A 22,677-nucleotide genomic window follows, 5' to 3' on the forward strand; every position below is an offset into this window, starting at 1 on the left:
CCGGTCAGAAGGGTGTCTCGTTCCCATACACGCTGGTCGCGCCATTTGCGGCGGCAGGAGCCTCTCCCCGGCCGCAGACAGCCAGCATCGTCAGCGCGTAGACCAGCGCGCTGGAGGCCATGTCTTCAGGCGTTGGGCGCCAACGCGGCATCCCGGTGGTTACCGCCGGAATCCGGTGCATGTTGAACACGTTATGGTCGCGCCACATGCTGGAAAAGACGGGATGCGCCGGTTCCAGCGGCGCCCCACGCGCCAGCCGCGTCGCGGCATCGACTGCCCCCACCAGCGGCGCGACTTCGCCGGGCCGGGCCTCGAAACCGTGGCGCACGACGACCGGCTCGACATCGAATCCATCCACATCCACGCCGCGCATAGTTTCGGTAATTCCATGCATGGCGTCAGCAGCCTTCTGCCGCGGATTGAGCAGAACCTCGAGATAGAGCGCGCAGACTTCGGTGCCCGCGCCGAAGTCGATCGGCATCCCTCCGCGGACCGAGGCAATCTGGACCTTGGGCATTATCCTGCCGCTGGCGGTCTCCATCACACTGTCGCGCTCGAAGCCGAGACCCCAGGCGTGGAGTGCGTCGATCACCGGGCCGAGGCGATAGATCGGGTTGGGATGCTTTTGCGGGTCCTGAGGCGCATCGAGGATCGGCGAGAACATGCCCTGCCCGAAGATGCGGATGCGGAACAGGGCATAGCCGCAGCCCTGCCAGGTGAGGCCGAAATCGGTCCCCTCGGCGGCAATCGCGTAGTCCGGCGCGACGCCGCCATGGTGGAAGAGGTAATGTGCGCCGATGTCCTTGCCGTTCCAGCCGATGCCGGAGAATTCCTCGATCGGCTCCGGCCCGATCTCGCCGGGGCATGCGGTCAGCCAGGTCTTGCCGGAAAGGCCGATCCCTGCCCTGCGCAGCGCCTTGGCGGCGATCAGGAAGCACGACATCGGGCCGCGGTCGTTGGTGACAGGATAACCGCGGATCCTGCCGTCCTCGTCGAGCCAGCACCTGGTCCATTCCGGATCGGCGAGCGTGCTCTCGCGGTAGCGGAACTTGTCGTGCTCGATCATGCCCGAGGGGCTCTCGGTATCGAGGTGAGCGGTGAACAGCAGGTTAGCCCCGCGCCCTGTGCCGCCATATTCGCCGATCACGTTGGGCCGATCCGGCGTGGCACCGACCTTGCGCGGACGGAACCCCTCGCGCGCCATCCAGTCGTGGACGAACTCGGCCGCCGCCAGTTCCTCGCGCGAGCGGCTGGGGATGTTGCCCAGCGTCAGCGCCAGATCGACAAGCTCATCGGTATCGATGGCGGCCGCGATCGCCGCGCGCTCTTCCTCGCTGACCGCATAGGGCGCCTTGGCAGGATCGGCGAAGGCCGCGCCCGGTTCGGTTTGCGAATAGTCGGCCACGCAAGTCTCCCGTATTCTTTGTGTCAGTGGCTCGGCGCCAGCAGGCTCTCATCCGCCGCGGCCTCGCGGCTATACCGCGGCAGCAGCATGAGCAGCAGCGCGCCGGCCAGCAGCGCTCCGCCCACGCCAACCAGCGCCGGACGGTAGGTATGCTGCGCATCGTAGATCGCGTCGAGCAGGATCGGCGTCGTGCCCTGCGCCGCGATCACGGCGGAATACATCGCGCCAATGATCGAGCCGAAATGGCGGACACCGAAATAGCGCCCGACAAAATAGGGCAAGGCGCCGAACTGGCCTCCGAGACCGATGCCCAGCAGCGCACCGCCCATCACCAGCACGGTCATCCCCTGCCCCGTTTCGAGCAGCACCAGCCCCACGACGGCCATGAGATACATCGGCACCGCCACGCGCGGCGTCTGGATCATGTCCATGATCCGTCCCGTGGCGATCTGCCAGCCCGAGGTCACCAGCGCGAAGACGCTGACAACTGCCGTGCCCGTCGCCACCGAGAACCCGCGGTCGCTCAGGATCGGAACGACGTGACTGAATACCGCCGTCGTGCCCCCTGCTCCGGCGGCGAGCGCGATGAGCACCAGCCAGAATGCAGGCGTATGGGCTGCTTCGGACAAGGTCATCCCCTCGCGTTCAACCATGGCATCCGCATGCTCATGCGTGCTCCGGTCGCGGAGCAGCAGCCAGAGCACCGGCAGTGCCACGATCAGCATGAAGGCGCTGATGCCCAGATAGCCCGTGCGCCAGCCCCAGGTCTGCACCAGCACGGCGGCCAGAACCGGTAGCACGACCGAGCCGAGGCCATTGCCACCGCCCGCGCTCACCCCCAACGCGGTGCCGCGGTTGTGATCGAACCAGTCGGCAATCACCTTCTGGAAGATCGGCGTGCCCGCCATGGCTCCGAACACCGCGATCGCAGCGTACGTGGCGTAGAACTGGATCAGGCTGCCGCTCGTCAGCGAAAGCGCGCCAATGGACAGGGCGAGGCCGAAGATACCCGCCAGCAGAGTGCGCCGTGCGCCGTGCCTGTCGACGTGACGGCCGATCATGGGATAGCTCAGCGCTCCGACCAGCGCGAGCACACCGAGAACCCCGGAAATGGAAGCTCTCGACCAGCCGAACTGCTCCGACAGCGGCACCAGAAACAGGCCGAACACGGCATGGACAGCAGGCGTCACACTCACCGAATTGCCCATCGTGCAGGCCAGCAGAACCTTGCCGCGCGAACCGCTGGACACCGTCATCACAGGACCGGCCATAGACTGGGCACCTCCATATTGGCCCGCGCGAGGACAGCGCTGCCAGCTGCCTGCGCCTCGGCGTAGAGTTTCTCTTCGTCGATCAGCGTCGAGCGGTAAGTATCGACCACCCGGCGACCATCCACCCAGACGCTGTGCACGCCGCGCCCGTCCGCCGACCACACAAGCTGGTTCACGACGTTGAACAAAGGCTGCCACTCAGGGCGGTGGCGGTCATGCAGGACAAAGTCCGCCTTCTTGCCGGGTTCGAGTGAGCCGATGCAATGCGACAGACCGGCGCTCTTCGCCCCGTTCACTGTCGCCATTTCGAGCACCTGCGTAGCGGGAAACAGGTCACCATCGCGGCGAGCGTCCTTGAACAGCCCGGCACAGGCAAACATCGCACGCATCATGTCGGCGGCGTTGCCGTTGTTGTTACCGTCGGTACCGAGCTGCAGGTTCACGCCCTGCGCCACGAGCTGCGGAAACAAGCCCGCCGAACTCGCTCCGTAAGCCCCCTTCATCGCGGTCATCGGGCAATGAGTGACGCTGGTTCCGCTTTCGGCCAGCAGATCCACCTCGGCTTCGTCGAGATAGATCCCGTGCGTCAGCGAAAGATGCGCACCAAGAGCGCCAATTTCAGCGAGATGCACCAGTGGACGCTGCCCGGTATCGGCGAGATAGAAATCGGGGTCCGCCGGGTCCGCGCTCATGTGCGCCGAAATACCTGCGCCGCTCTCGCGTGCCAGTGCGGTGGCCTCCAGCCACAGTGCATCGGTCGCGGTGTTGTGTCCGACCAGACAGGCCCATGCGCCCAACAGGGGGTCGCCGGACACCGGATAACGCGAAAGCTGGCTTTCGAGCTTGCCGATCGCTGCCGCAGTCAAGGCCGCCTGATCGTCATCGGGCGCAAAGGCCCGGTCCTGCACCCACTGGCCAATGCGGCCACGAATGCCGGTTGCGGCAAGCGCATCATGCACCGCGCCAAGATCGAGAATTGTGCCCGCCTCGACGAAGCAGGTCGTGCCTGTCCGCAGCATCTCGAGCGCGGCGAGCGTTGCGGACACCGCCTCTTCCTCCGGCGTCTGGGCGAGGTAGGTGGGGATCAGCCAGTCGAAGACGTTGGTCTGCCAGTCCGTATTGTCGGGTACGACACCGCGCGTGATCGGCTCTCCGGTGATGTGGACGTGGCTGTTCACAAAGCCCGGCGTGACCACGAAACGGTCCCCGCCCTCGATCACCTCGCGTGCGAGAACGGCACGCTCGACTTCATCGGACGGTCCGACCGCAACGATCCGGTCACCGGAAATGGCGATAGCCCCGTCGCGGTAAATGCGCCGCTGGTCGTCCATCGTGACGATCCAGGCATGGCGTACGAGCAGATCGGCCTGCAAAGGAGCTTCAGCCTCGCCGTTCAAGGCCGGCCGCCTCGCCGGGACGGGGCGACGCGACTGGTCATCCCCACGCCTTCAGCACGGCATCGGTCGAGGTCAACAGCGCGAGGTTCTTCTCGAGCACGTTGAGTGTGCCCGTGTGCAGGTCCGGCTCGTAGGCAGCGCAGGCATCCGAGACGAGGAAGATGTTGTACCCGTTGTGAAAGCCGGTGCGCGCTGTCGAATCGACGCAGCAATCGGTAGTGATGCCGGTCATCACCAGCGTCTCGATCCCGCGCCATTTCAGCTGTTCGTCAAAATCGGTGCCATGGAAGCTGTCGAACATCAGCTTGTCGATCTCGATGTCGCCCGGCTCGGGCTTAACACGGTAGTAATCGGCGCCGCCATTGTCCGTCCGGCAGATCGCTTCGCCACCTTCCTGCCCCCGGCGGACCATGAGGGTCTTGAGCACGGCCGGGTCTGTATCGGGATGCGTCACCACGCGCATGAACGCAAGAGTTACGCCCGCCTTGCGCGCCGCCGCGATCAGTTCCTCTATGCGATCGATCGCGGCCTCGACAGTGGTCATGTCCTGGCCGAAACCGCCGACAAGCCCGTCAGGCGCGGCGAAATCCTTCTGGATGTCCACAACCACCAGCGCCGTCGTTTCCGCTGGCAGCATTGCCGCCAGCGCATCCGGTGCAACGTGCGGCAGGTCCGCCGCCTCAGCCATGGTTGCCGACTTTCACTTTGCCGGGAAAACGCTCACGCAACACCGGCAGGACTTCGCGGCCAAACGTGGGAATGCCTGTCATGTAGTCAGGGAAGATCAGCATCAACCCGTCGGTTTCGGCCACCGAAAACAGTTCGGTGAGCTTGTCGATCACCGTCTGCGTGGTTCCGGTGACATAGGCCGACATGAAGCTGGAGCGCGACTTCTTGGTGAAGGCGTTCTCCTTGCCGATCTCGGCATCAAGGAAGCCATAGGCGCGCATCATGCCGTGCAGCGCGCCTTCGTCGAAGCCCTCGGCATAATACCTGGCGGTCGCTTCGGCTTCCTCGTCGGTATCGCCGAAAACGATCGTCATCATCGAGTAGGTACGCACGTAGCGACCGATGCTCGCGGCATCTGCCTTGGCATCATGACTGGCTTTCGCCAGTTCCTCGGGCTCGGCACCGCTCAGGAAAATCGCGTCCATTTCCTCGGAGGTGAAGCGCATGCCGCGCTGCGAGGAGCCCGCGCAGACGAGGAACGGCCGCTTTTCGGGCTTGGGCCAGGATTCGCAGTCTTCCAGCTGGAAATACTTGCCGTCCATCGTGACCGAATCCTCTTTCCAGAGGCGCTTGATCGCGGTGATCCATTCCTGCGCGAGGTCATAGCGGGCATCGTGATCGACACCCTCGGGCCAGGCCCCCATCTGCGAGAACTCGCCCTTGTAGGAGCCGGTCACGACATTGAGGCCCGCACGCCCGTTCGAGACCTGATCCAGCGTCGCCAGCATCTTGGCCACGACAGCCGGGTTCTGCAGGATCGTGTGAACCGTGGTCCAGCACTTCACCTTCTTGGTAACCTCGGCCAGCGCCGCCATGAGAACGACCGGATCGAGCGAGCTGTTCCAGTGCTGAGTCTCGCCGCCGTAGCCGCGGAACTTCGACATCGACATGATGAAGTCGAACCCGGCCTCTTCGGCCAGCACCGCGCACTGGCGGTTATAGGCATAGGAACCGTCCAGTTCGGGCTTGTTCTTCGAGAGGATCCAGCCGCCGTTGGCGATCGGCAGGAAGATGCCAAGGTCCTTGCCGCCCACGTCCGACGGAATGCCAAATGGCGTTGGTTCGAACTCACTCATCTTCAGATCCCCAAATATTGTGGCCTGCAACCCTGGCCTCAGCTTAGGGCAGCGGCTCGCGGGTTCTTGACCGGCGGCGCATGTTCTGTTGCTGCGCCCGAAAGCAGGTCCTCGACTGCCGCGCGCGAAGGCATCGAGGGCGCAGCACCCTGCCCCAGCGTGCTCAGCGCGGCAGCAGCGCTCGCCTTCGGCAGGGCCTCTGCCAGACAGTACCCCTCATCGAGCAAAGCCGCCAGCGAACCGCAGAAACAGTCGCCCGCGCCGATCGTGTCAACCGGAACAACCGGGACCGCGGGCACATGGAAATGCCAGTCACCGCGAACGGCCAGGGCCCCGTCGCCGCCCAGCGTCACGACCACCGCCTGCCCGGAACGCGTCAGCAGGCTGCGCGCACGCGCCAGAATGTCGTCACCGTCGGATGCTTGCGTATAGACGGCCAGCTCATGCTGGTTGAGCACGAGGATATCGACGTGCTCGAACAGGCACCGCGCCTCGGCCAGGGCCGGCGCGGTGTTCAGGATGCGGATCGCCTTCGACTGCGCGAATACGGGCAGCAGAGCAGCCACCGGAACCTCAAGCTGCGAAAGCAGCACACCGCCGGATACCGGCTCCACGCCGGAAAGCTGTGCATTGGCGCCGGAAACGACGATAATCTGGTTTTCGCCCTGCGCGTCGACGGCGATGTAGGCGGTTCCGGTTTCGTGTCCGCTCAGAACGGATACACCTGATACATCGATGCCTTCCGCCGCCAGCCGCTCGCACATCCAGCGCCCGGCATCGCCCTCGCCCACGGCGCCGATCATGCGCGTCTCGGCACCCATGCGCGCGGCGGCGACAGCCTGATTGGCGCCCTTGCCGCCCGGCAGCTTCGCGGTGGCGCGGGCGAGGACGGTTTCACCCGGCACCGGCAGGCGATCCAGTGAGGTAATGATATCGAGATTGATCGAACCGGCAATGTAAACGGCCAAGTCTGCGCCCCGTCATTCTGCTTGTTGGGCCTTGATGGACCACGAGCCGGCGCGCCGGGTCAAGCGGGAGCGGCGCGCGTGCGCCTCCACGCAACAATTGCGGCAACCAGCGCCAAGAGTGGAAGTGCGGCTGGCCCCTAGGCTGCCACCGCAATCAAAGAGGACGAGGGTCGCACGAAATGACGAATTGGCTCATCACCGGAATCGGCGCGGGTCTCGGCCGGGCACTCGCGCAGGCAGCACTGGCACGCGGCGACACCGTCGTCGGCACGACGCGGCAGGCCGCCGACGAGGCTTTCACAAGCCTGGCTCCGGGCCGTGCCCACGTGCTCAGCGTGGACCTTACCGACGATGCCAGCGTGCGCGCGGCCGTCGCCCGGGCCGAAGAGCTGACCGGCGGAATCGACCGCCTTGTCAACAATGCCGGTTACGGCATCGCCGGTGCCATCGAGGAAGTCTCGATAGACGAAGCCAAGGCGCTGTTCGAAATCAACGTCTTCGGCGCCATGCGGATGATGCAGGCCGTGCTCCCCATGATGCGCGCACGCCGCGCGGGCCACATCGTCAACGTGACGTCAGTCAGCGGCCATGCACCCTGGGCAGGCACGGCGATCTACGGTGCGAGCAAGTATGCACTGGAATGCCTTGGCCAGACTCTGGCGCAGGAAGTGGCGCCGATGAACATCCGCGTCACCAACGTCGCACCGGGCGGAATGCGCACCGAGTTCGCTGCCGCTGGCCTGCGCATTGCCGACAAGGACATCGCCGAATACGACGAGGTCGCTCATTTCGCGCGCCGCAGCCTCACTGAAAATGCGGGCAAGGAAAAAGGCGACCCGCAACGCGCCGCGGCCGCCATCCTGACCGCGCTCGAGGCGCCCGAACCGCCGCTGAACCTGTTCCTCGGCGAAGATGCCCTGCACTACGCGACAGACCAGCACGCCTTCGTCGCCGGGCAGATCAAGCAGTGGGAAGCACTCTCGCTCTCGATCGCGTTCGAGGAAGCCTGATGCATCCCTGCAAGATACCCGATTGGGCCATCGCACGCGGACGGGGATACAACTGTTTCGACACGATCGATCCCGCGCGTACTGCACTCGTGGTGATCGACATGCAGTCTGTCTTCGTTGCCGAGGATGAAGTTTTCGGCAACTGCAATGCGCGCGCGATCGTACCGCAGGTCAACCGGCTGGTACGCTCCATGCGCGATGCCGGGACGCACGTGATCTGGACCCGCCAGACCGTAGGCAAAGCGCCGCATCTGGCGATGCCCGAATGGCAGTACGACATGACCGACCCGGTCGTGCAGCGCGCGGTCGAATCCATGGCGGTGGATGCGCCGGCGCACGAGCTGTTTCCGGAAATGGCAGTCGGGGCTGACGACTTCGTGCTCGACAAGTACCGCTACGGCGCCTTTTCGTGTCCCGGCGGGGCGCTGGCAAAAGTACTGGAGCTTTGCGGGGTCGATACGTTGGTTCTGGCCGGAACACTGACCAACGTCTGCGTCGAATCCACTGCCCGCGAAGGCAACATGCGCGGCTACAAGGTAATCGTCGTGTCGGACGCCTGCGCGACCGTCACCGACGAGGAACACCTGGCCGCGCTGCTCAACCTGCGGCTGAACTTCGCCGACGTGAAGACGGCGGACGAAGTTCTCACACTGGTCTAGCGTTCCTGCGCCACCTCAGGAGAGGAGGCGCGGCACCGAGACGGAATAGATATCGAAGTGTGCGTCCGGATGCTCCGCTGCGCCGTCGCGCGGAGCCGAGCGGACCTGCACGACGCCGTTCTTGCCGAAGCCCGGCACGACCGGACGGCCAGCATCGCGGCTCAGCCACAGGCGCAGCAGGTGGCGGCGACGCTGCGGCTCGGGCCAGTCCCAGAACGTGGTGCGGGCATGAAGCGCCGCGTAGTTCGACAGCCACTGGATGTCGCCCGGACGGAAGTCCATCGCGATGGCCATGCCCTCTTCGTAGGTGATCTGGTCGAAGAGCTCGAGCACCTCGATCTGCTCGGGGCTGAGCTTGGGCACGCCCTCGTATTCCTGTGCGGTGAGAATGTAGAGCGAGCCCGCGTACATCGAGAACACGCCATCGACGAGGCTGACGATCGGCGAGGTGTAAGTGTCAGAAGGTGCGTTGTGGTCCTGCCGGCGCCAGTCCCAATGGAACGGCTCGAGCAGCAACGGCGCCAGGTCCGGGCGGCGCGCCAGGATCTCGTTGTAGATCTGCGCGCCGGACACGAGGCAGGAAAGCCCGCCCTCCTTGGACGGACGCAGGCACATCAGCGCCACGACGTCCGAACTGTCCGAATGATAGACCAGCTTGTCACGCACCTTGGCGGACAGCGCGGTGGGATCGTCCATGGTCTTGTCCGAAGTGGCGTAGACGTGGTCGATCAGGTCGCCCATTTCGTTCTGGCGGATCGGATCGCCCATGTGCAGGCCGAGAATGTAGTAGATCGCCGAGGACAGCGCGTCCGAATAGAGATGCGTGCGCAGTCCGCGAACGAGGACGAAGCCCCGGCCATAGTCCACGTCGCTGCCCCATTCCTTCACGGCATCGGCGCAGGCGACCAACGGGTAGTCTTCCGCCTGAACAGTGCGCAGGTCCGGGTTATCCTCAAGGAAGCGTGCGCCCAGGGTTTCGAGTTCGGAAATCTGCTCGGGGGAAAGCATGTAGACCCACTCACCGGTCTTCTCGAGCTGGTCCCCGCGCCACGCCGCGTCGGTGGTGACGGGCGGAACGGCTTCCAACGATACGCCGGGCGTGATGGCCATGAACTGATCCTTCTATGCTGAAACTCTATGCACGCAGCTTACGCTGCCGGTGCGCCTGCGACTTGTCGCGCCATGGCATAAAGTTTTTCGCGTGGCGAACGTGCCCTCCCCGGCAGGCCCGTGCCTCAACGGCTCAGGCCGCCAGCGCCTCGCGTTCGCGCGGGATCGCGAAACGGCTAATATAGGAGGCGAAACGGGCGGCGACCTCGGCGTCGTCCAGCCCGTATTGTTCCAGCGCATATTCGTTGCGTCCCCGGGCATTCTTCGGGTTGGCGGCCAGCCAGTCCCCCACGGCACGCGCGACATCGTCCGGCGTGTCGATGCCGAGCCCGGCATGGATGGCGCGCATTTCCGTCACAGGATCGGCCACCAGCGCGTAGTAATCGACGTGTACCACACGCCTGCCTTCCGGTCCGGCATCGAAGGCCATGATGCGGTCGATGTGACGCTGAATGAAATGCAGCATGTCCCGCCCGACCTCGTGTGGATCGACCGGCCCCGCCGCCCGCATCCCTCGAAGGTTCAGCGTCATCTTGCAGATCGAGGCCAGCGCCTGCACCGGATCGCGATGGGTCATCACCATGCGCGCATCGGGATAGACCTGCAGGATCGCGTCCATCGCGATCACGTGGTTGGGATACTTGAGCGCCCAGGGCTTTCGTTCGCAGCGCCACTGGAGCAGCTGGAGCTGCCGCTTGTGGATGCGATAGACTTCGACCAGATCGGCTTCGTCGAGAAGGAAATCGAAGTAGCCCGGCACCCTGTAGAGGTTGTTAAGCCCCGCCGCACCGAAGCTCTGCTCCAGGAACGCATGGCATTCGTCCGAGCCGTCCTCGTCATAGAGGTGCAACGCCTCGAAGCCTTCGAAATGCGGGCGTCGGCGCTGCATTTCGGCAAACGCCGCGCGGCGTTCCGCGACGGATTGCGGATCATGCCCCGGCGGTGGCGAAGGCATCACCGATTCCCACGTGCGGATCAGCCGGAAACGCGGATCGCGGTCGAACAGGTACTGGAAATAGGTGGTACCGGAACGCGGCAGGCCCATGAGGAACACCGGAGCCTCGATCGGTTCCTTGGCGATTTCGGGATAGTCGCGCAGCCAGCGCAGCCCTTCCAGCCGGTTCACGGTGTCGCGCAGCAGACTGTCCCGAACCGAAGCCTCGCCCTCAGGCGACATCGGGAAATCGCGTGCCAGTTGCGCCACCAGCCGCACCAGATTGCCGCGCACAGCAGCATCGCCGTCCGCGATCCCCGCCCGCGCCTCGGCCTCGATGATGATCGCATCCGCATCGAGCATGCCCGCTTCTCTCCCATTCCCGCTGCTTTGGCGTGAAGAATGGGCAAGCTGCATCACGGCGCAAGGCCGACAGGACACCGGACGCGACTGATCGCTCCTGCGACCTTCCCTATGGCATCAGCTGCAGGAGGATTGTCCGCCCGTACCGGTCACACCCGGGGTCAGATTGCGGTCGTCCCTGACAATGAACGCCGCTTCGCGGTGGAACGTCGTGTCTCCCATGAACATCGTTCCGAACAGCGGTTTGTAATCATAGTAGACTTCAACGAACATGACTGCCGAACCGTCGCTAGCGGTAATCAGGTGATCGCTGGGCCCCATGCCGGAAACCACCGTACCCGCCGTACCGTAAGCGGAATCTGCTGCCAGATCGCCTCTGCAACGTTGCCAGTGAACATACTGGTCCCCGCTGGATGCATCCTTTTCCAGACTGGAAAGGATGATGCGCCCGTTCGAACTGAAATCAAACGAGGAACCCTCGACCAGCGCGCCTGCCATGACCGAATCGACCTGCGCCTCGGTAACCGTCGGCGTCACCGAACTGTTTTCCGACTGGCCAAGGCGCGATGCATTGTCGGCAACCGAAACCGCGATCTGGCTGACCTGCATGTTCACCATGGTCATGTATGCCAGTTCGGTCCCGTAAAACCCCAGCGAGAGCAGGATCGGCAGCACCAGTGACAGTTCGACCAGCGATACGCCCCCGGTATCCCGCGCCAGGTCCGGGAGAAGAGATTTCAACCTGGGCATCAGCTGCACACCCCTGCGGACGAACCATACGAAGTCTGTGACGAGAACGGCTGGTTCTTCTTGACCGTCGAGGCCGACAGCGTGCGCGAGGCACTGGTTCCCTCGATGAAAGGATTGGGAAACAGCGGCGTGTAAGTCACCGTCACGGTGTAGATGACGACATCGTCCGCGCCGCCATTGCCCGATTTTGCAACGTCGGCATCCCACTGGCCGTTGCCGTTCTCGTCAGTATAGGCTTCGTCGTTGTCGCACGTCCCATTATTGTTGGCGTCATTCCAGGATTCCGGCCGCGCGATATCGGTGAAGTCGTAGTAGCTCTTGCGCGTCATCGTGACCTGCGCACCGGGAAGCACTTCCTTCATCACCGAAGAGATGTACGCGTCGGCGGCAGAAGTATCCGCAGTCTCGAGCGAGGAGCTGCGCGCCGCGTGCTGTATGGCACCGTTCAGAATGGATTTCGCGTAAACCATGTAGCCCAGATCGAATATGCCGATCAGCAGCATGATCAGGACCGGCGCGGCAAGCGCGAATTCGACGATGGCGGCACCATCCCGAGCCTTGCGCAAAGCGGCCATCTTGTGGCCGAGGGCAGTGGTGGACCATGCAGCCATCATTGGGTCACCCGCAATTCACTGACCTTGGTGGCGATCGACTGAAATGCTGAATTGAGCGAATCCGCGTCGGCCGCGACGAAGGAACTGTTGCTGGAAGCGCAATAGGTCAGGTCGCTGTTCAGGGTACCGGTGAAGGCAATTACCCAGAGACGAATGCCCTTTGCCTTGATCGCATCGCACACCGCGCGAAAACGCTGTGTGTGACGGGCGTCGTTGTCGCTCGAACCGTCGGACGTGACACGACGGTCCCAGTATTCCATCCCCCATGCCGTCGGCGTAGTGCTGGTGGTGTTCATGTCGCCGTCCGTCATGAAGATGAGGTGCTGGGATACCTTGCCACCGTTCGAGGGCGTTTCATTGACGTTGTCGGCGAAGATGCCATTCGGCGACAGCAGCCTGCCGCCCCAGATGATGCCAACGTCCAGATAGGTATTGCCTTTCGGCGTCAGCGTGTCGGCATAGTCCGAGAAACTGGTGGCATCCATCTCGGTTAGCAACTGCGCCTCGGCGGAGCAATTGTCGGTCGATGGATGGTCGCCGTATGCCGTCGGAGTATTCGGCGAGTAGGTGTAATTGCTGCCGGAATTGCTGCTCTTCTGACGGTACGTGACATCCAGCCACATCGGCACCCACTTGGTGTTGTCGTCACCGACGTCAGGAGCACTGTCGATGTCGACGTCATGCGCGGCCGAGGGAGACATGCCCGTGATCGACGAATAACTGAACGTGGAACTGTTCACTGTCCCGCGTTCCTCGATGCAGCCATCCCACGTCGAAGACACAGATGCGCCCTCGCTTCCCGTCGGCGTACTGACCGATGTTCCTGTCTTGTAGACATCGGTCGCGTAATTGATCAGATGATAGGAATAGCTCGCCGATGAAGTCGTATAAGCGTCACGCGAATAGTACATGCGATAAATATACCAGACGGTCGTCGTCTTCGGATTCTTCCAACTGCCGGAGGTCACAGTCTTGGAATCACACTGATAGGCATATTTTCTCTGCGGCTGCGTCGTGGTCGTCGTCGTAACGCCCCCGGATGTCGACGTTGACGTCGATCCCTTGCCATAGTTGGAGTAATCAGAGTCGTTGGCAGGCGCTGCATTCGTACAATCGGATTCCGTGGTGTAACTGGTGCTGGAGTATTGCGACCAGTCACTGGTATATACCGACGAATAGGTTGTCGTTGGATCAGTCAGGACCGTATATTCCCGCGACCAGTATTTATGACTGTCGACAAGATAGTCGGGATCCTCGGCATATATCAGTTTTCCGACATTGACCGTCGTCGCGAACGGCACAAAACCATAGCGCACGCGCGCATTGGTGGACTGCGTCGCACTGGCGACAGTCGTGTAGAAATTGTTCATCGCGTCGCGCAGCGCCTGAATGCGCGTGGTGCTGCCAAGCGACGAACTCATCGACCCGGTGGTGTCGAGCACCATGACGACGTCGGCATTGCCCATGGTCATGGACGACGTGCAAGAAGCCGAGATCGGAATTGTCTTGAACCCGAACAGGCGCATCACGGCTGTCAGATAGGTCGTGCTCGCCACGCCATTGACGGTTATGCCCTGATCGTCGGACGTCGCCGAGAAGGTGGTCCCTGTAACAACACCCGTGGTGTCATCGAAATTGGTCTGGAAGTAGTTGCTGGCTGTCGTCTGCGCCAGTGTGTTGAAGCCGCTGGGGCTGGGACCGATGTCCGTGACCGCGCGCCTGCCCGCCAGAACCGCCGCGTCGCAGGCGGCCTGCAGCCGATTGTCGAGACGATAGGCCTGGCTCATGTCGATTGCGGAACCGACAACGCCGACGGCGACCACCATGCCCACGGCAGCAAGCGCCAGAACGTTACCCGCGGCGTCGCGGGCCAATCGCCTAAAGAGAGCTTTGACTCTATGCATCGGTAAACCACGCTAGCTCGATGGAATATCGGCCGATTTTGCCGGAGGATATCGCCAACCCCTTAACGAATTGCCCCATGACCTCGCCTGCCAATGGTCGAGAATGACTTGGGACATTGCACGCCTCAAACCGCCGGGCGCGTTGGCCTGCGCACTTCAATATTGCCTGATTTTCGCACGCCACCGGTTAATCAAGCCCTAAAGGCAACAGCCCCGCCCGGTGCCGCGGGGCCATGATACGCAAGCAGGTGACGGCACGATCGGGTGTCGCTAGGAAAGCTGGCATGAATGCCCACCGTCCCTCAGTCCTGTTCGTCTGCCTGGGCAACATCTGCCGCTCTCCGCTTGCCGAAGCGGCGCTGCGCCATCAAGCGCAAGCGACAGGGCTCGATCTGATGGTGGATTCGGCCGGTACCGGCTCATGGCATATTGGGAATCCTCCCGACCCGCGTTCGCGCGCAGAGGCCTTGCGTCACGGGATCGACATCTCCTCCTATCGCGCCCGGCAGGTCTGCCGCGATGACTTCACGCGCTTTGAGCAGATCGTTGCTCTGGATCACCAGAACCTCGCCGATCTCCGGCAGGCCGCTCCGGCAACCTCGCGCGCGCGCCTGACATTGTTGCTGGACCATGTGCCCGGAATGAAAGGGCAGGATGTCGCCGATCCCTATTTCGGTGGCCCGGAAGGGTTCGAGGCCACATGGCGGCAAGTGCACGAAGCCACAGGCCACCTGCTTGAGGCAATCCGGCGGGCAAGCCGCTAGAGGAGACGCAGCCAATACTGCATCGGCTTGGGCGTCTCCTTCGCGTCCCGGTGGTCTTTCCAGTCCAGTTCGGTGACGAAGCCCGCGACCGGCTCGTAGCCGCGCTTGCGCCAGAAGCCGTCCAGCGGAACGTAACCTTCCGGCCGGTCGGGATGTTCCGCCTGACGAATGACCGCGGCGAAGGTCGCGGCATCAGCGCCGCATTTGCGGGCCTGCGCCTCGCGGTGATCGAAGAAGGCATTACCGATCCCCTGCCCGCGATACGCGGACAGCAACACGGATTCGCCGAAGTAGAACAGGCGCGAGACATCAAGCCCGCGTGCCTCGAACGGTGCCCGGAATTCCGCCTTTTGTGCCTGCATGGGCGAAGCCGTGGCCGCCCCCACGATCCTGTCCCCGTCGCAGGCGGCCACCAGAATGCCGTCAGGTGCCGCGACGAATTCGCGCAAGTAACGCGCTTCGTAGGCCGGATCGCCGTCGTAGAGGTAAGGCCACTCGGCAAAGACCGTCATGCGCAGTGCGGCGAGATCATCGACCGCCGCAAGAATCTGATCTCCGGTCAAGGGTCTGACAGTTACCGCCATGTCGGCTGCGCCTTTCAGGTCATGTACAACGCCAGCCAGGTGGCGACGAGCGCAGGCCGGTCCTGTCCTTCGATCTCGACACTGGCCTGCACTGTCTCGCGATAACGGCCCGGCTGCGTCTCGACAATCTCGCGCGTGGTAAAATGCCCGCGAACCCGGTCGCCCGCATAGACCGGCGCCAGAAACCGCACGCCGTCGAGCCCGTAGTTCATCGCCATCTTAAGCCCCGGACAAGGCACAAGCCCGGCATCCATGCGCATCGGCGAAAGCAGCGACAACGTCAGGAAACCATGGGCGATCGTGCGGTCCATCCCGGCGGACTGCGCCGCGTCTTCATCGACATGGAGAAAATTCCAGTCCCGCGTCACATCGGCAAAGCCGGTTATCATCGCCTGATCGACCGTGACCCAGTCCGAAACCACCGGCTGTCCCACAACCTGTGCGATCCACGACTCCACCTCACTGGCGCCATCTTCGCCCATCCTGCCCCCTTCTCTCTTCTGTGCAGGCATCGTGCCGCAAAGGCTGCTATCCACCAACTGCAGTGAGGGCAGTTTGCTTTTGCCCCCGCTTGCACTATATGGCCGCCGAAATGCCCCGGCCCGTGCAGTCGCCCGAGACTCGACGGGCCGGGGTTTGCTCTTTTTGCCGTTTGAAGGACGAAAGCAATGTCCCGTCGCCGCCAGATTTACGAAGGCAAGGCCAAGATTCTCTACGAGGGTCCGGAGCCCGGCACGCTGATCCAGTACTTCAAGGACGATGCCACTGCGTTCAACGCGCAGAAGAAAGGCACGATCCAGGGCAAGGGCGTCATCAACAACCGCATCAGCGAGTACGTCTTCACGCGCCTCAACCACATCGGCGTGCCCAACCACTTCATCCGCCGCCTCAACATGCGCGAGCAGCTGGTGCGCCAGGTGGAAATCATCCCGATCGAGGTGGTGGTGCGCAACGTGGCGGCCGGCTCGATCTCCAAGCGTCTCGGCATCCCCGAAGGCGAGATGCTGCCGCACACGCTGATCGAATATTACTACAAGGACGATGCCCTGGGTGATCCGATGATCGCCGAGGAACACATCCGCTGCTTCGGCTGGGCCGGGCATGACGAGATGCAGGACATCGCCGACATGGCGATCCGCGTGAACGACTTCATGTGCGGCATGTTCGCGGCGATCAACATCCGCCTGATCGACTTCAAGCTGGAATTCGGCCGTATCTGGGACGGCGATTTCAGCCGCGTGATCCTGGCCGACGAGATCAGCCCCGACGGCTGCCGCCTGTGGGACATGCACACCGGCGAAAAGCTCGACAAGGACCGCTTCCGCCGCGATCTGGGCGGCGAGGAAGAAGCCTATCAGGAAGTCGCCCGTCGTCTCGGCCTGCTGCAGGACGACAACGGCCCGAGCGAGGTGTTCGACCTGTCCAAGCACCGCAAGCTGCGCGGCAAGTAAGCTTACGGCTTTCCAGCGATAAACAAGAGGCCGGATCGCGAGGCAATCGCGATCCGGCCTCTTGTTATGTGCGCTCCGCTCGGGCACTCCTGCGGCGATGAGAGGCTATCTGTTTGCGCTCCTCGTGGTGCTGGCGCCCTCGCCGCTGACCGCGAGGCAAATCCCCTACCCTGAGGATCCCCGCTGGGCCTTCGAGAAGAGCGATATTCCCGTCGATCCCGATTTCCGGTTCGGCAAGCTCGAAAACGGGATGCGCTACATCATCCGCCACAATGCCACGCCTGAAGGCACGGTGGTGGTGCGGATGAACGTGGCCGCAGGCTCGCTCGACGAAAGCGACAGCGAACAGGGCTATGCCCACTTCATCGAGCACATGGCCTTCAACGGCTCGCAGCGCATACCCGAAGGCGAAATGGTGAAGCTGCTGGAACGCAATGGCCTGGCTTTCGGCGCCGACACCAATGCCTCGACCGGTTTCGACCAGACGCTCTACAAGCTGAACCTGCCACGCAACGACCCGTCCCTGCTGGACACCGCGCTGATGCTGATGCGCGAAACGGCGAGCAATCTCACCATTTCGCAAGGGGCCGTCGAGCGTGAGCGCGGCGTCGTGCTTTCGGAAATGCGCGACCGCAACACCTGGGCGTTCCGCAATGCGGTCGATTCGACGCGATTCTTCTATCCGCAGGCCCGTTATGGCCACCGCTTCGCCATCGGCACCGCGCAAACTCTGAATGCCGCGACAAGTGCATCGCTGCGGGCATTCTACGCGCGCGAATACGTGCCCGCCCATGTCACGCTTGTGATCGTCGGCGATATCGACGTGGATGCCGCCGAAGCGGATATCGTGCGGCATTTCAACGACTGGGCCCCCGGACCGGCGGAAGAGCAGCCCGATGCCGGACCGGTTGACCACAAGGACCGGAACCGCACCGAAATCTACATCGATCCGGCGCTTTCGGAGCGCGTGACAGTGCAACGCAACGGCCGCTATCTCGACGAACCCGATTCGGTGGCCCAGCGGCAGGAAAACCTGTTGCGATCGATCGGCTACGCCATCGTCAACCGCCGTCTGCAACGCCTTGCCCGCAGCGCCCAACCGCCGTTCCGCGGTGCCGGTTTCGGCACCGGCGATGTCTTCGAAACCGGCCGCTCGACGCGGCTCATCGTCGATACCGTCGACGGCAAATGGAAGGCCGGGCTGGAGGCGGCTACACACGAATACAGGCGCGCGCTTGCCCATGGTTTCCAGCCCGGCGAAGTGACCGAGCAGTTAGCCGAACTGCGCGCTTCGATCACCGATTCCGCCAATTCGGCGCAGACCCGTTCCAACGCGACACTGGCCGCGTCGGCCCTGGCCCTGGTGGACGACGAACTGGTGCCGTCCACGCCAGAATCCGTGCTCCAGAGGTTGGAAGGTTTCGCGCCGCAGATAACGCCCGAGGCGGTACTCGCTGCCATGAAACAAGAAGCCTTGCCGCTCCGCAAGCCCCTGATCCGCTTTCAGGGCCGTACGCCGCCCACAGGCGGCGATGAGGAATTGCGGCTCTCCTGGCGCAAGGCGATGCGCGAAAAGGCTGCCAAGGAAGCCACTGGCAGTACATCCCGGTTCGCCTACACCGATTTCGGACCACCCGGCGCGGTCGTGAGCGACACCCGCGACGCCGAACTGGGCATCCGCGAAGTCCGTTTCGCCAATGGCGTGATGCTCAACGTCAAGCACACCGATATCGAGAAGGAAAAAGTGAGCGTCACGCTCGCCGTCGACGGCGGCGACATGCTCGACACCAAGGGCGACCCGCTTGCCAGCGAAATGGCCTCCTATCTCGACGAAGGCGGTCTTGGGAAACACAGCCTCGACGATCTCGACTCGATCCTGGCCGGGCACACCCTCGCCCTGAACCTTTCGCGCGGCGAGGCCACGTTCAATTCGGGCGCACGGACCACACCGGGCGATCTTGAACTGCAACTGGACCTGATGACCGCGCTGATCTCCGATCCCGGGTACAGGCCCGAAGGCGAGGTGCAATACCGCCAGTCGCTGAACAACTACTTCGCACAGCTGCGCTCCACACCCGATTCAGCCCTGCAGGCCGATCTGGCCAAGATCATTTCCGACAACGATCCGCGTTTCAGCCTGCAGCCGGTGCAGGACTACCGCCACCTCACGTTCGCCAAGCTGCGCGAGGACATCGGCGGACGCCTGTCGCACGGTGCCATCGAAGTCGGCGTGGTTGGCGATGTCGACGAGGACCGTGCGATTGCGCTCGTAGCCAAAACACTGGGCGCCCTGCCCCCGCGTGAACCGGCGTTCCGCAGCTACGGCGATCAGCCACCACGCACTTTCACGGATGACCGCAGCACGCGCGTGATCCGTCATACCGGCGCGGCCGATCAGGCGCTGATCCGGATCGTGTGGCCCACCCGTGACGACAGCGATCCGGTGGCCACGCTGACGCTGGAAATGCTCGAGCGGATCATGCGCGTCGAACTGACCGACGAACTGCGCGAGGCGCTGGGCAAGACCTACTCGCCATCCGCCAGCAGTTCGCTTTCGCGGCACTGGAAGGGCTACGGCGTGTTCTCGGTGAATGCATCGGTCGATGTCGCCGAAGTGACCGCCACGCGCGAAGCGATCCGCAAGGTCGTGATCGGGCTGAACACCGAGCCCGTCAGCGACGACATATTCCGCCGCGCCCGCCAGCCTCTGCTCGAGGCGTTGCAAAACGCGCTCAAGAGCAACAACGGCTGGCTCTCGCTGACCGCTCGCGCGCAGACCGAGCCGGATAAGATCGACCGCTTCGAGAAGGCGCAGGAACGGCTGCTGGCGCTCACCCCGGTTGACGTGGAAGTGATGGCCCGGCGCTACCTCGTACCGGACAAAGGCCTGACCGTGCTGGTCCTGCCCGAAGCTGTGCCCGTTCCGGAAATGCCGAAGGAACTGCAGCCTTAGCCCAGCAGGCCAATCCCACCGGCAATGTCCTCTAGCATGGCAAAGGCACCTTCGTCCTCCAGATCGGGCACGCCGAGCAGGATGCGTCCGACGCCCGCCGCTTCGTACTCGGCGAGCAGTTCGCCGGGCAGTCGGGGTTTGAGGTCCTCATAAGCCTCCGCGCCCTAGGGCGGCAGCGGCCCGAGCCCGAAGCTGATGGCGGGCACGATCAGGCTGATGTCGAGTTCGGCGAAATCGCGCCCCTCCTCCTCGCAGAAGCCGCGCAGCATCGCCAGTTGCTGTGTCATCTGCGCGGGGCTGAGGAAGGATGGCAGCCACCCCTGCGCCATGCGCGCCACCCGGCGCAGGATCGCCGTGTTGTCGCTCTTGTCGTTGCCCGATCCCACGAGGATCGGCACATGCGGCCGCTGCAACGGCTTGGGGTTGCAGTAGAGCGGCGGGAACGAGACGTACTCGCCGGAATAGCAGGCTTCCTCTTCGGTCCACAGCACCTTGAGCGCGCGCATGAAATCGAGCGTCCGGCCCAGCCGCTTGTCGAAGGGATAGCCGAAGATGGCGGCCTCTTCCTCGATCCAGCCCGTGCCGAAGCCGAAGATCAGCCTGCCGTTCGAAATGCGATCGAGCGTCGCCGTCTGCTTGGCAAGGTGGATCGGATCGCGCTGCGGGACGATGCAGATGTTGCTGCCCAGCCCGATGTGTTCCGTCACCGCCGCCGCGGCGGCCAGCGACACGAACAGTTCTGGCATGTTGCGATAGTTGGGCGGCAGCGGCACGCCGTAGCGCACGGCATCGGCCGCCGCGACCGGTATGACCGGGTGCTCGCCCATCCACATAGACTCGAAACCCAGCGCCTCGATATGCCGCGCCATTGCCGTGACCGGTGGCCCCGACTAGACGTAGTTGCCGGTAATGCCGATCTTCATACTGCCTCTCCCCCTTCGCCTTGTTGGCGTTTGGCGTCGGGGAAAAAGGATCACCGGATCCTTTGCGGTGCAACCCGGCCAGGGCGAAAGGCCCTTCCGATTGCACCTCCGGTCAAATGACAGGCGCGATCAGGGCGCGTGGTTGGGGCGCGTCGGGCGGCCGGTCTTCTCGGCCCATTCCTCGATCAGGCCATCATAGAGAGGGTGGTCGATCAGCTCGTACTTCTCGGGGAAGTTGAAGTTGCCCGAGAGCATCCGTCCTTCTTCCTTCAGTTCGCGCATGAGCTTGAGGTGGTTGGCCGCCGCCGTCACCCAGCCGCCGGTCGCCATGTTGAAGGCTGTGCCGGGCAGGGTGAAGCCCATCGTCGCGACGGGAATTTTCGAACCGAAGGCCTTGACCAGTTCCGGCACCCAGTCCGGACGCGGCGGATAGAACACAACGTCCGCGCCCGCCTCGACATAGGCGTGGCCACGCTTGATCGCCTCGTCCATGCTGCCGGTGCCGCCACCACCCATCTCGCTGGTGTAGAGTTCATCGCAGCGCGCGATGATGACGAAATCCTGCCCGCTGTCCTTCTGCGCGCGCCGGGCGGCGTCGATACGGGCCTGCTGGTCCTCGATCGACCACAAGCCATTGACGTGCTTGGAATGCTTGGGATTACGCTCGTCCTCGACATGGAAGCCGGCAATGCCCTGCTGAATGTAGCGGCGCGTGAAGTGGTAGGCGTCCGCCACGGTTTCACCCAGTGTGTCGGCGTCCGCGATCAGCGGGATCGACATGACGTGGGCGATACGCGCGGCCTGCTCGATCTGCTCGACCTGGCTGTACACGCCATTGTCGGGCACGGCGTAGTGGAACGCGGAGCAGGCGTGACCGCCCAGATAGGCGGCGGGAAAGCCGACATGCTCGACAATGCGCCCGGTGATGGCCGAGAACACGTCGCCGCACACGAAGTGCTCGCCGCTCTCGATCAGTGCGCGCAGTTTTGCTCCAGGTCCCGGCATCATGTCATCTCCCTAACGCGTGTTGACGACAGGGCTTGCACGGCGGCGCGCCTCAGGCAAGCGGCAGCGCTTGCCTGAGGCGGTTATCGGCGGGGCGGTAGGGTCAGAGCGTTTCCAGCGCCGGAATCAGTTCGTCGAAATGATCGATCACCGCGGCGGCGCCGAGCTGCTCCGGCGGCAGATCGTGGAAGCCGAAGCTGACCGCCACGCAGGGAAGCCCTGCAGCGGCCGCCGCGCCGGTGTCATAAGTGGTGTCCCCCACGTAAGCGGCCCGCCCCTCGCCTGCGCGTTCGAGCATCAGGTGCAGCAGATCGGGCCTTGGCTTGGCCCTGCCCGGCCCCAGCGTGTCCCCGCCGATGACGGTGACGAACCGGTCGGTCAGGCCCAGTTCGTTGAAGATCTTCACCGCGAAGCGTTCCAGCTTGTTGGTCACGACCGCGACCTTGACGCCGCGCGAGGCCAGTCCGTCCAGCATTGCTTCCCCGCCGGGAAACAGCCGGGTCTCCACAGCGATATTGTCTTCGTAGAACGCGAGCAATGACGTGTGCAGTTCGTCGAACCGCGCGTCCGGCACGGCACCGCCGGTCACCTCCAGCGCCTTTGCCAGCATCTTCTTCGCGCCGCCGCCGATCAGGTCACGCACTTCGGCAGCGGGAATGGACCCGCGGCCTTCCAGCGCGAGCGCATGGTTCACCGCATGGGCAAGGTCGCCATGGCTATCGAGCAGAGTTCCGTCGAGGTCAAAACCGACGATCTGGAAAGGAAAATTGGCCATGCGCGATCCAGTGCAGAGTTAATATGGAAACC

General features: G+C 63.6%; 21 protein-coding genes. 5 read left to right on the plus strand and 16 right to left on the minus strand.

Translation table 11 applies throughout. From position 1 onward, the window contains the following. Positions 1-4: 4 nt before the first annotated feature. From MTR64_RS12780 to MTR64_RS12805, 6 genes are read right to left on the minus strand one after another with little or no spacing between them, the layout of a single operon-like run. Positions 5-1,405, minus strand: a complete 1,401-nt coding sequence (locus MTR64_RS12780; protein ID WP_243994424.1) for a peptidase M20 — start codon at positions 1,403-1,405, stop codon at positions 5-7. Positions 1,406-1,428: 23 nt separating this feature from the next. Next, a complete protein-coding gene (locus MTR64_RS12785) occupies positions 1,429-2,676 on the minus strand; it encodes an MFS transporter (protein WP_243994426.1) in 1,248 nt (415 codons plus the stop codon). Next, complete coding sequence (locus tag MTR64_RS12790) at positions 2,661-4,073, minus strand: amidohydrolase family protein (RefSeq protein ID WP_243994429.1); 1,413 nt, start codon at positions 4,071-4,073, stop codon at positions 2,661-2,663. Before MTR64_RS12790 ends, MTR64_RS12785 begins: the two co-directional genes overlap by 16 nt. 37 nt (positions 4,074-4,110) lie before the next feature. Continuing rightward, entirely contained in the window at positions 4,111-4,761 is a 651-nt protein-coding gene (locus MTR64_RS12795) for a cysteine hydrolase family protein (protein WP_243994431.1), read from the minus strand. Continuing rightward, on the minus strand, positions 4,754-5,878 hold the full coding sequence (locus MTR64_RS12800) for an LLM class flavin-dependent oxidoreductase (protein ID WP_243994434.1): 1,125 nt from the start codon (positions 5,876-5,878) through the stop codon (positions 4,754-4,756). The genes MTR64_RS12795 and MTR64_RS12800 overlap by 8 nt, the downstream gene beginning before the upstream one ends. A 38-nt stretch (positions 5,879-5,916) precedes the next feature. After that, the gene (locus MTR64_RS12805) at positions 5,917-6,846 is read right to left on the minus strand and encodes a ribokinase (RefSeq protein WP_243994436.1); all 930 of its coding nucleotides are present in this window, start codon (positions 6,844-6,846) and stop codon (positions 5,917-5,919) included. Between the two features lie 179 nt (positions 6,847-7,025). On the opposite strand from MTR64_RS12805, the gene MTR64_RS12810 reads away from it, so the two are divergent. Together MTR64_RS12810 and MTR64_RS12815 are read left to right on the plus strand one after the other, a co-directional pair. After that, positions 7,026-7,856, plus strand: coding sequence for an oxidoreductase (locus MTR64_RS12810; protein ID WP_243994438.1), 831 nt, complete (start codon positions 7,026-7,028; stop codon positions 7,854-7,856). Beyond that, positions 7,856-8,515 (plus strand): cysteine hydrolase, encoded by a 660-nt coding sequence (locus MTR64_RS12815; RefSeq protein WP_243994440.1) that lies wholly within the window; start codon positions 7,856-7,858, stop codon positions 8,513-8,515. The genes MTR64_RS12810 and MTR64_RS12815 overlap by 1 nt, the downstream gene beginning before the upstream one ends. Positions 8,516-8,530: 15 nt before the next feature. On the opposite strand, the gene MTR64_RS12820 is transcribed toward MTR64_RS12815, so the two are convergent. From MTR64_RS12820 to MTR64_RS12840, 5 genes are all read right to left on the minus strand, one after another. Continuing rightward, positions 8,531-9,625 (minus strand): TauD/TfdA family dioxygenase, encoded by a 1,095-nt coding sequence (locus tag MTR64_RS12820; protein WP_243994443.1) that lies wholly within the window; start codon positions 9,623-9,625, stop codon positions 8,531-8,533. 133 nt (positions 9,626-9,758) lie between these two features. After that, complete coding sequence (locus tag MTR64_RS12825) at positions 9,759-10,922, minus strand: sulfotransferase family protein (protein ID WP_243994445.1); 1,164 nt, start codon at positions 10,920-10,922, stop codon at positions 9,759-9,761. Between the two features lie 117 nt (positions 10,923-11,039). Beyond that, positions 11,040-11,672 carry a TadE/TadG family type IV pilus assembly protein gene (locus MTR64_RS12830; protein WP_243994447.1) on the minus strand — a complete coding sequence of 211 codons (633 nt, stop codon included), beginning with the start codon at positions 11,670-11,672 and terminating at the stop codon, positions 11,040-11,042. Continuing rightward, positions 11,672-12,283 carry a TadE/TadG family type IV pilus assembly protein gene (locus MTR64_RS12835; RefSeq protein WP_243994449.1) on the minus strand — a complete coding sequence of 204 codons (612 nt, stop codon included), beginning with the start codon at positions 12,281-12,283 and terminating at the stop codon, positions 11,672-11,674. The genes MTR64_RS12830 and MTR64_RS12835 overlap by 1 nt, the downstream gene beginning before the upstream one ends. Further along, positions 12,283-14,160, minus strand: a complete 1,878-nt coding sequence (locus MTR64_RS12840) for a pilus assembly protein TadG-related protein (RefSeq protein WP_243994452.1) — start codon at positions 14,158-14,160, stop codon at positions 12,283-12,285. The genes MTR64_RS12835 and MTR64_RS12840 overlap by 1 nt, the downstream gene beginning before the upstream one ends. A gap of 314 nt (positions 14,161-14,474) precedes the next feature. Here MTR64_RS12840 and MTR64_RS12845 point away from each other — a divergent pair, with 314 nt between their 5' ends. Next, positions 14,475-14,954, plus strand: a complete 480-nt coding sequence (locus MTR64_RS12845) for a low molecular weight protein-tyrosine-phosphatase (RefSeq protein ID WP_243994454.1) — start codon at positions 14,475-14,477, stop codon at positions 14,952-14,954. Here the strand turns inward: MTR64_RS12845 and MTR64_RS12850 are convergent. Next, entirely contained in the window at positions 14,951-15,538 is a 588-nt protein-coding gene (locus MTR64_RS12850; RefSeq protein WP_243994456.1) for a GNAT family N-acetyltransferase, read from the minus strand. The two genes, MTR64_RS12845 and MTR64_RS12850, sit on opposite strands and share 4 nt — an antisense overlap. 14 nt (positions 15,539-15,552) lie before the next feature. Continuing rightward, a complete protein-coding gene (locus MTR64_RS12855) occupies positions 15,553-16,020 on the minus strand; it encodes a MaoC family dehydratase (RefSeq protein ID WP_243994458.1) in 468 nt (155 codons plus the stop codon). 186 nt (positions 16,021-16,206) lie between these two features. On the opposite strand from MTR64_RS12855, the gene purC reads away from it, so the two are divergent. Together purC and MTR64_RS12865 are read left to right on the plus strand one after the other, a co-directional pair. After that, positions 16,207-16,989: a phosphoribosylaminoimidazolesuccinocarboxamide synthase gene (purC, locus tag MTR64_RS12860; RefSeq protein WP_243994459.1), complete on the plus strand. Its 783-nt coding sequence runs from the start codon at positions 16,207-16,209 to the stop codon at positions 16,987-16,989. A 97-nt stretch (positions 16,990-17,086) separates the two neighbouring features. After that, complete coding sequence (locus tag MTR64_RS12865) at positions 17,087-19,942, plus strand: M16 family metallopeptidase (protein ID WP_243994461.1); 2,856 nt, start codon at positions 17,087-17,089, stop codon at positions 19,940-19,942. Between the two features lie 164 nt (positions 19,943-20,106). Here the strand turns inward: MTR64_RS12865 and MTR64_RS12870 are convergent, their stop codons facing one another. The 3 genes from MTR64_RS12870 to MTR64_RS12880 form a co-directional block, all read right to left on the minus strand. Further along, entirely contained in the window at positions 20,107-20,811 is a 705-nt protein-coding gene (locus MTR64_RS12870) for a TIGR03619 family F420-dependent LLM class oxidoreductase (RefSeq protein WP_243994464.1), read from the minus strand. Positions 20,812-20,994: 183 nt separating this feature from the next. Next, on the minus strand, positions 20,995-21,873 hold the full coding sequence (locus MTR64_RS12875) for an isocitrate lyase/PEP mutase family protein (protein WP_243994466.1): 879 nt from the start codon (positions 21,871-21,873) through the stop codon (positions 20,995-20,997). Between the two features lie 100 nt (positions 21,874-21,973). Further along, complete coding sequence (locus MTR64_RS12880; protein WP_243994468.1) at positions 21,974-22,645, minus strand: HAD-IA family hydrolase; 672 nt, start codon at positions 22,643-22,645, stop codon at positions 21,974-21,976. Between the last annotated feature and the right edge of the window lie 32 nt (positions 22,646-22,677).

Source organism: Novosphingobium album (ex Hu et al. 2023) (assembly GCF_022832385.1).
In the GTDB taxonomy this organism is placed as follows: Bacteria; Pseudomonadota; Alphaproteobacteria; order Sphingomonadales; family Sphingomonadaceae; genus Novosphingobium; species Novosphingobium album.

Excerpts from the sequence above, each read along its gene's own strand:
- MTR64_RS12785 (WP_243994426.1), bottom strand. The coding sequence starts at position 2,676 with ATGGCCGGTCCTGTGATGACGGTGTCCAGCGGTTCGCGCGGCAAGGTT.
- MTR64_RS12795 (WP_243994431.1), bottom strand. The coding sequence starts at position 4,761 with ATGGCTGAGGCGGCGGACCTGCCGCACGTTGCACCGGATGCGCTGGCG.
- MTR64_RS12800 (WP_243994434.1), bottom strand. The coding sequence starts at position 5,878 with ATGAGTGAGTTCGAACCAACGCCATTTGGCATTCCGTCGGACGTGGGC.
- MTR64_RS12810 (WP_243994438.1), top strand. The coding sequence starts at position 7,026 with ATGACGAATTGGCTCATCACCGGAATCGGCGCGGGTCTCGGCCGGGCA.
- MTR64_RS12815 (WP_243994440.1), top strand. The coding sequence starts at position 7,856 with ATGCATCCCTGCAAGATACCCGATTGGGCCATCGCACGCGGACGGGGA.
- MTR64_RS12820 (WP_243994443.1), bottom strand. The coding sequence starts at position 9,625 with ATGGCCATCACGCCCGGCGTATCGTTGGAAGCCGTTCCGCCCGTCACC.
- MTR64_RS12825 (WP_243994445.1), bottom strand. The coding sequence starts at position 10,922 with ATGCTCGATGCGGATGCGATCATCATCGAGGCCGAGGCGCGGGCGGGG.
- MTR64_RS12830 (WP_243994447.1), bottom strand. The coding sequence starts at position 11,672 with ATGCCCAGGTTGAAATCTCTTCTCCCGGACCTGGCGCGGGATACCGGG.
- MTR64_RS12835 (WP_243994449.1), bottom strand. The coding sequence starts at position 12,283 with ATGGCTGCATGGTCCACCACTGCCCTCGGCCACAAGATGGCCGCTTTG.
- MTR64_RS12845 (WP_243994454.1), top strand. The coding sequence starts at position 14,475 with ATGAATGCCCACCGTCCCTCAGTCCTGTTCGTCTGCCTGGGCAACATC.
- MTR64_RS12850 (WP_243994456.1), bottom strand. The coding sequence starts at position 15,538 with ATGGCGGTAACTGTCAGACCCTTGACCGGAGATCAGATTCTTGCGGCG.
- MTR64_RS12855 (WP_243994458.1), bottom strand. The coding sequence starts at position 16,020 with ATGGGCGAAGATGGCGCCAGTGAGGTGGAGTCGTGGATCGCACAGGTT.
- purC (WP_243994459.1), top strand. The coding sequence starts at position 16,207 with ATGTCCCGTCGCCGCCAGATTTACGAAGGCAAGGCCAAGATTCTCTAC.
- MTR64_RS12865 (WP_243994461.1), top strand. The coding sequence starts at position 17,087 with ATGAGAGGCTATCTGTTTGCGCTCCTCGTGGTGCTGGCGCCCTCGCCG.
- MTR64_RS12870 (WP_243994464.1), bottom strand. The coding sequence starts at position 20,811 with ATGGCGCGGCATATCGAGGCGCTGGGTTTCGAGTCTATGTGGATGGGC.
- MTR64_RS12875 (WP_243994466.1), bottom strand. The coding sequence starts at position 21,873 with ATGATGCCGGGACCTGGAGCAAAACTGCGCGCACTGATCGAGAGCGGC.
- MTR64_RS12880 (WP_243994468.1), bottom strand. The coding sequence starts at position 22,645 with ATGGCCAATTTTCCTTTCCAGATCGTCGGTTTTGACCTCGACGGAACT.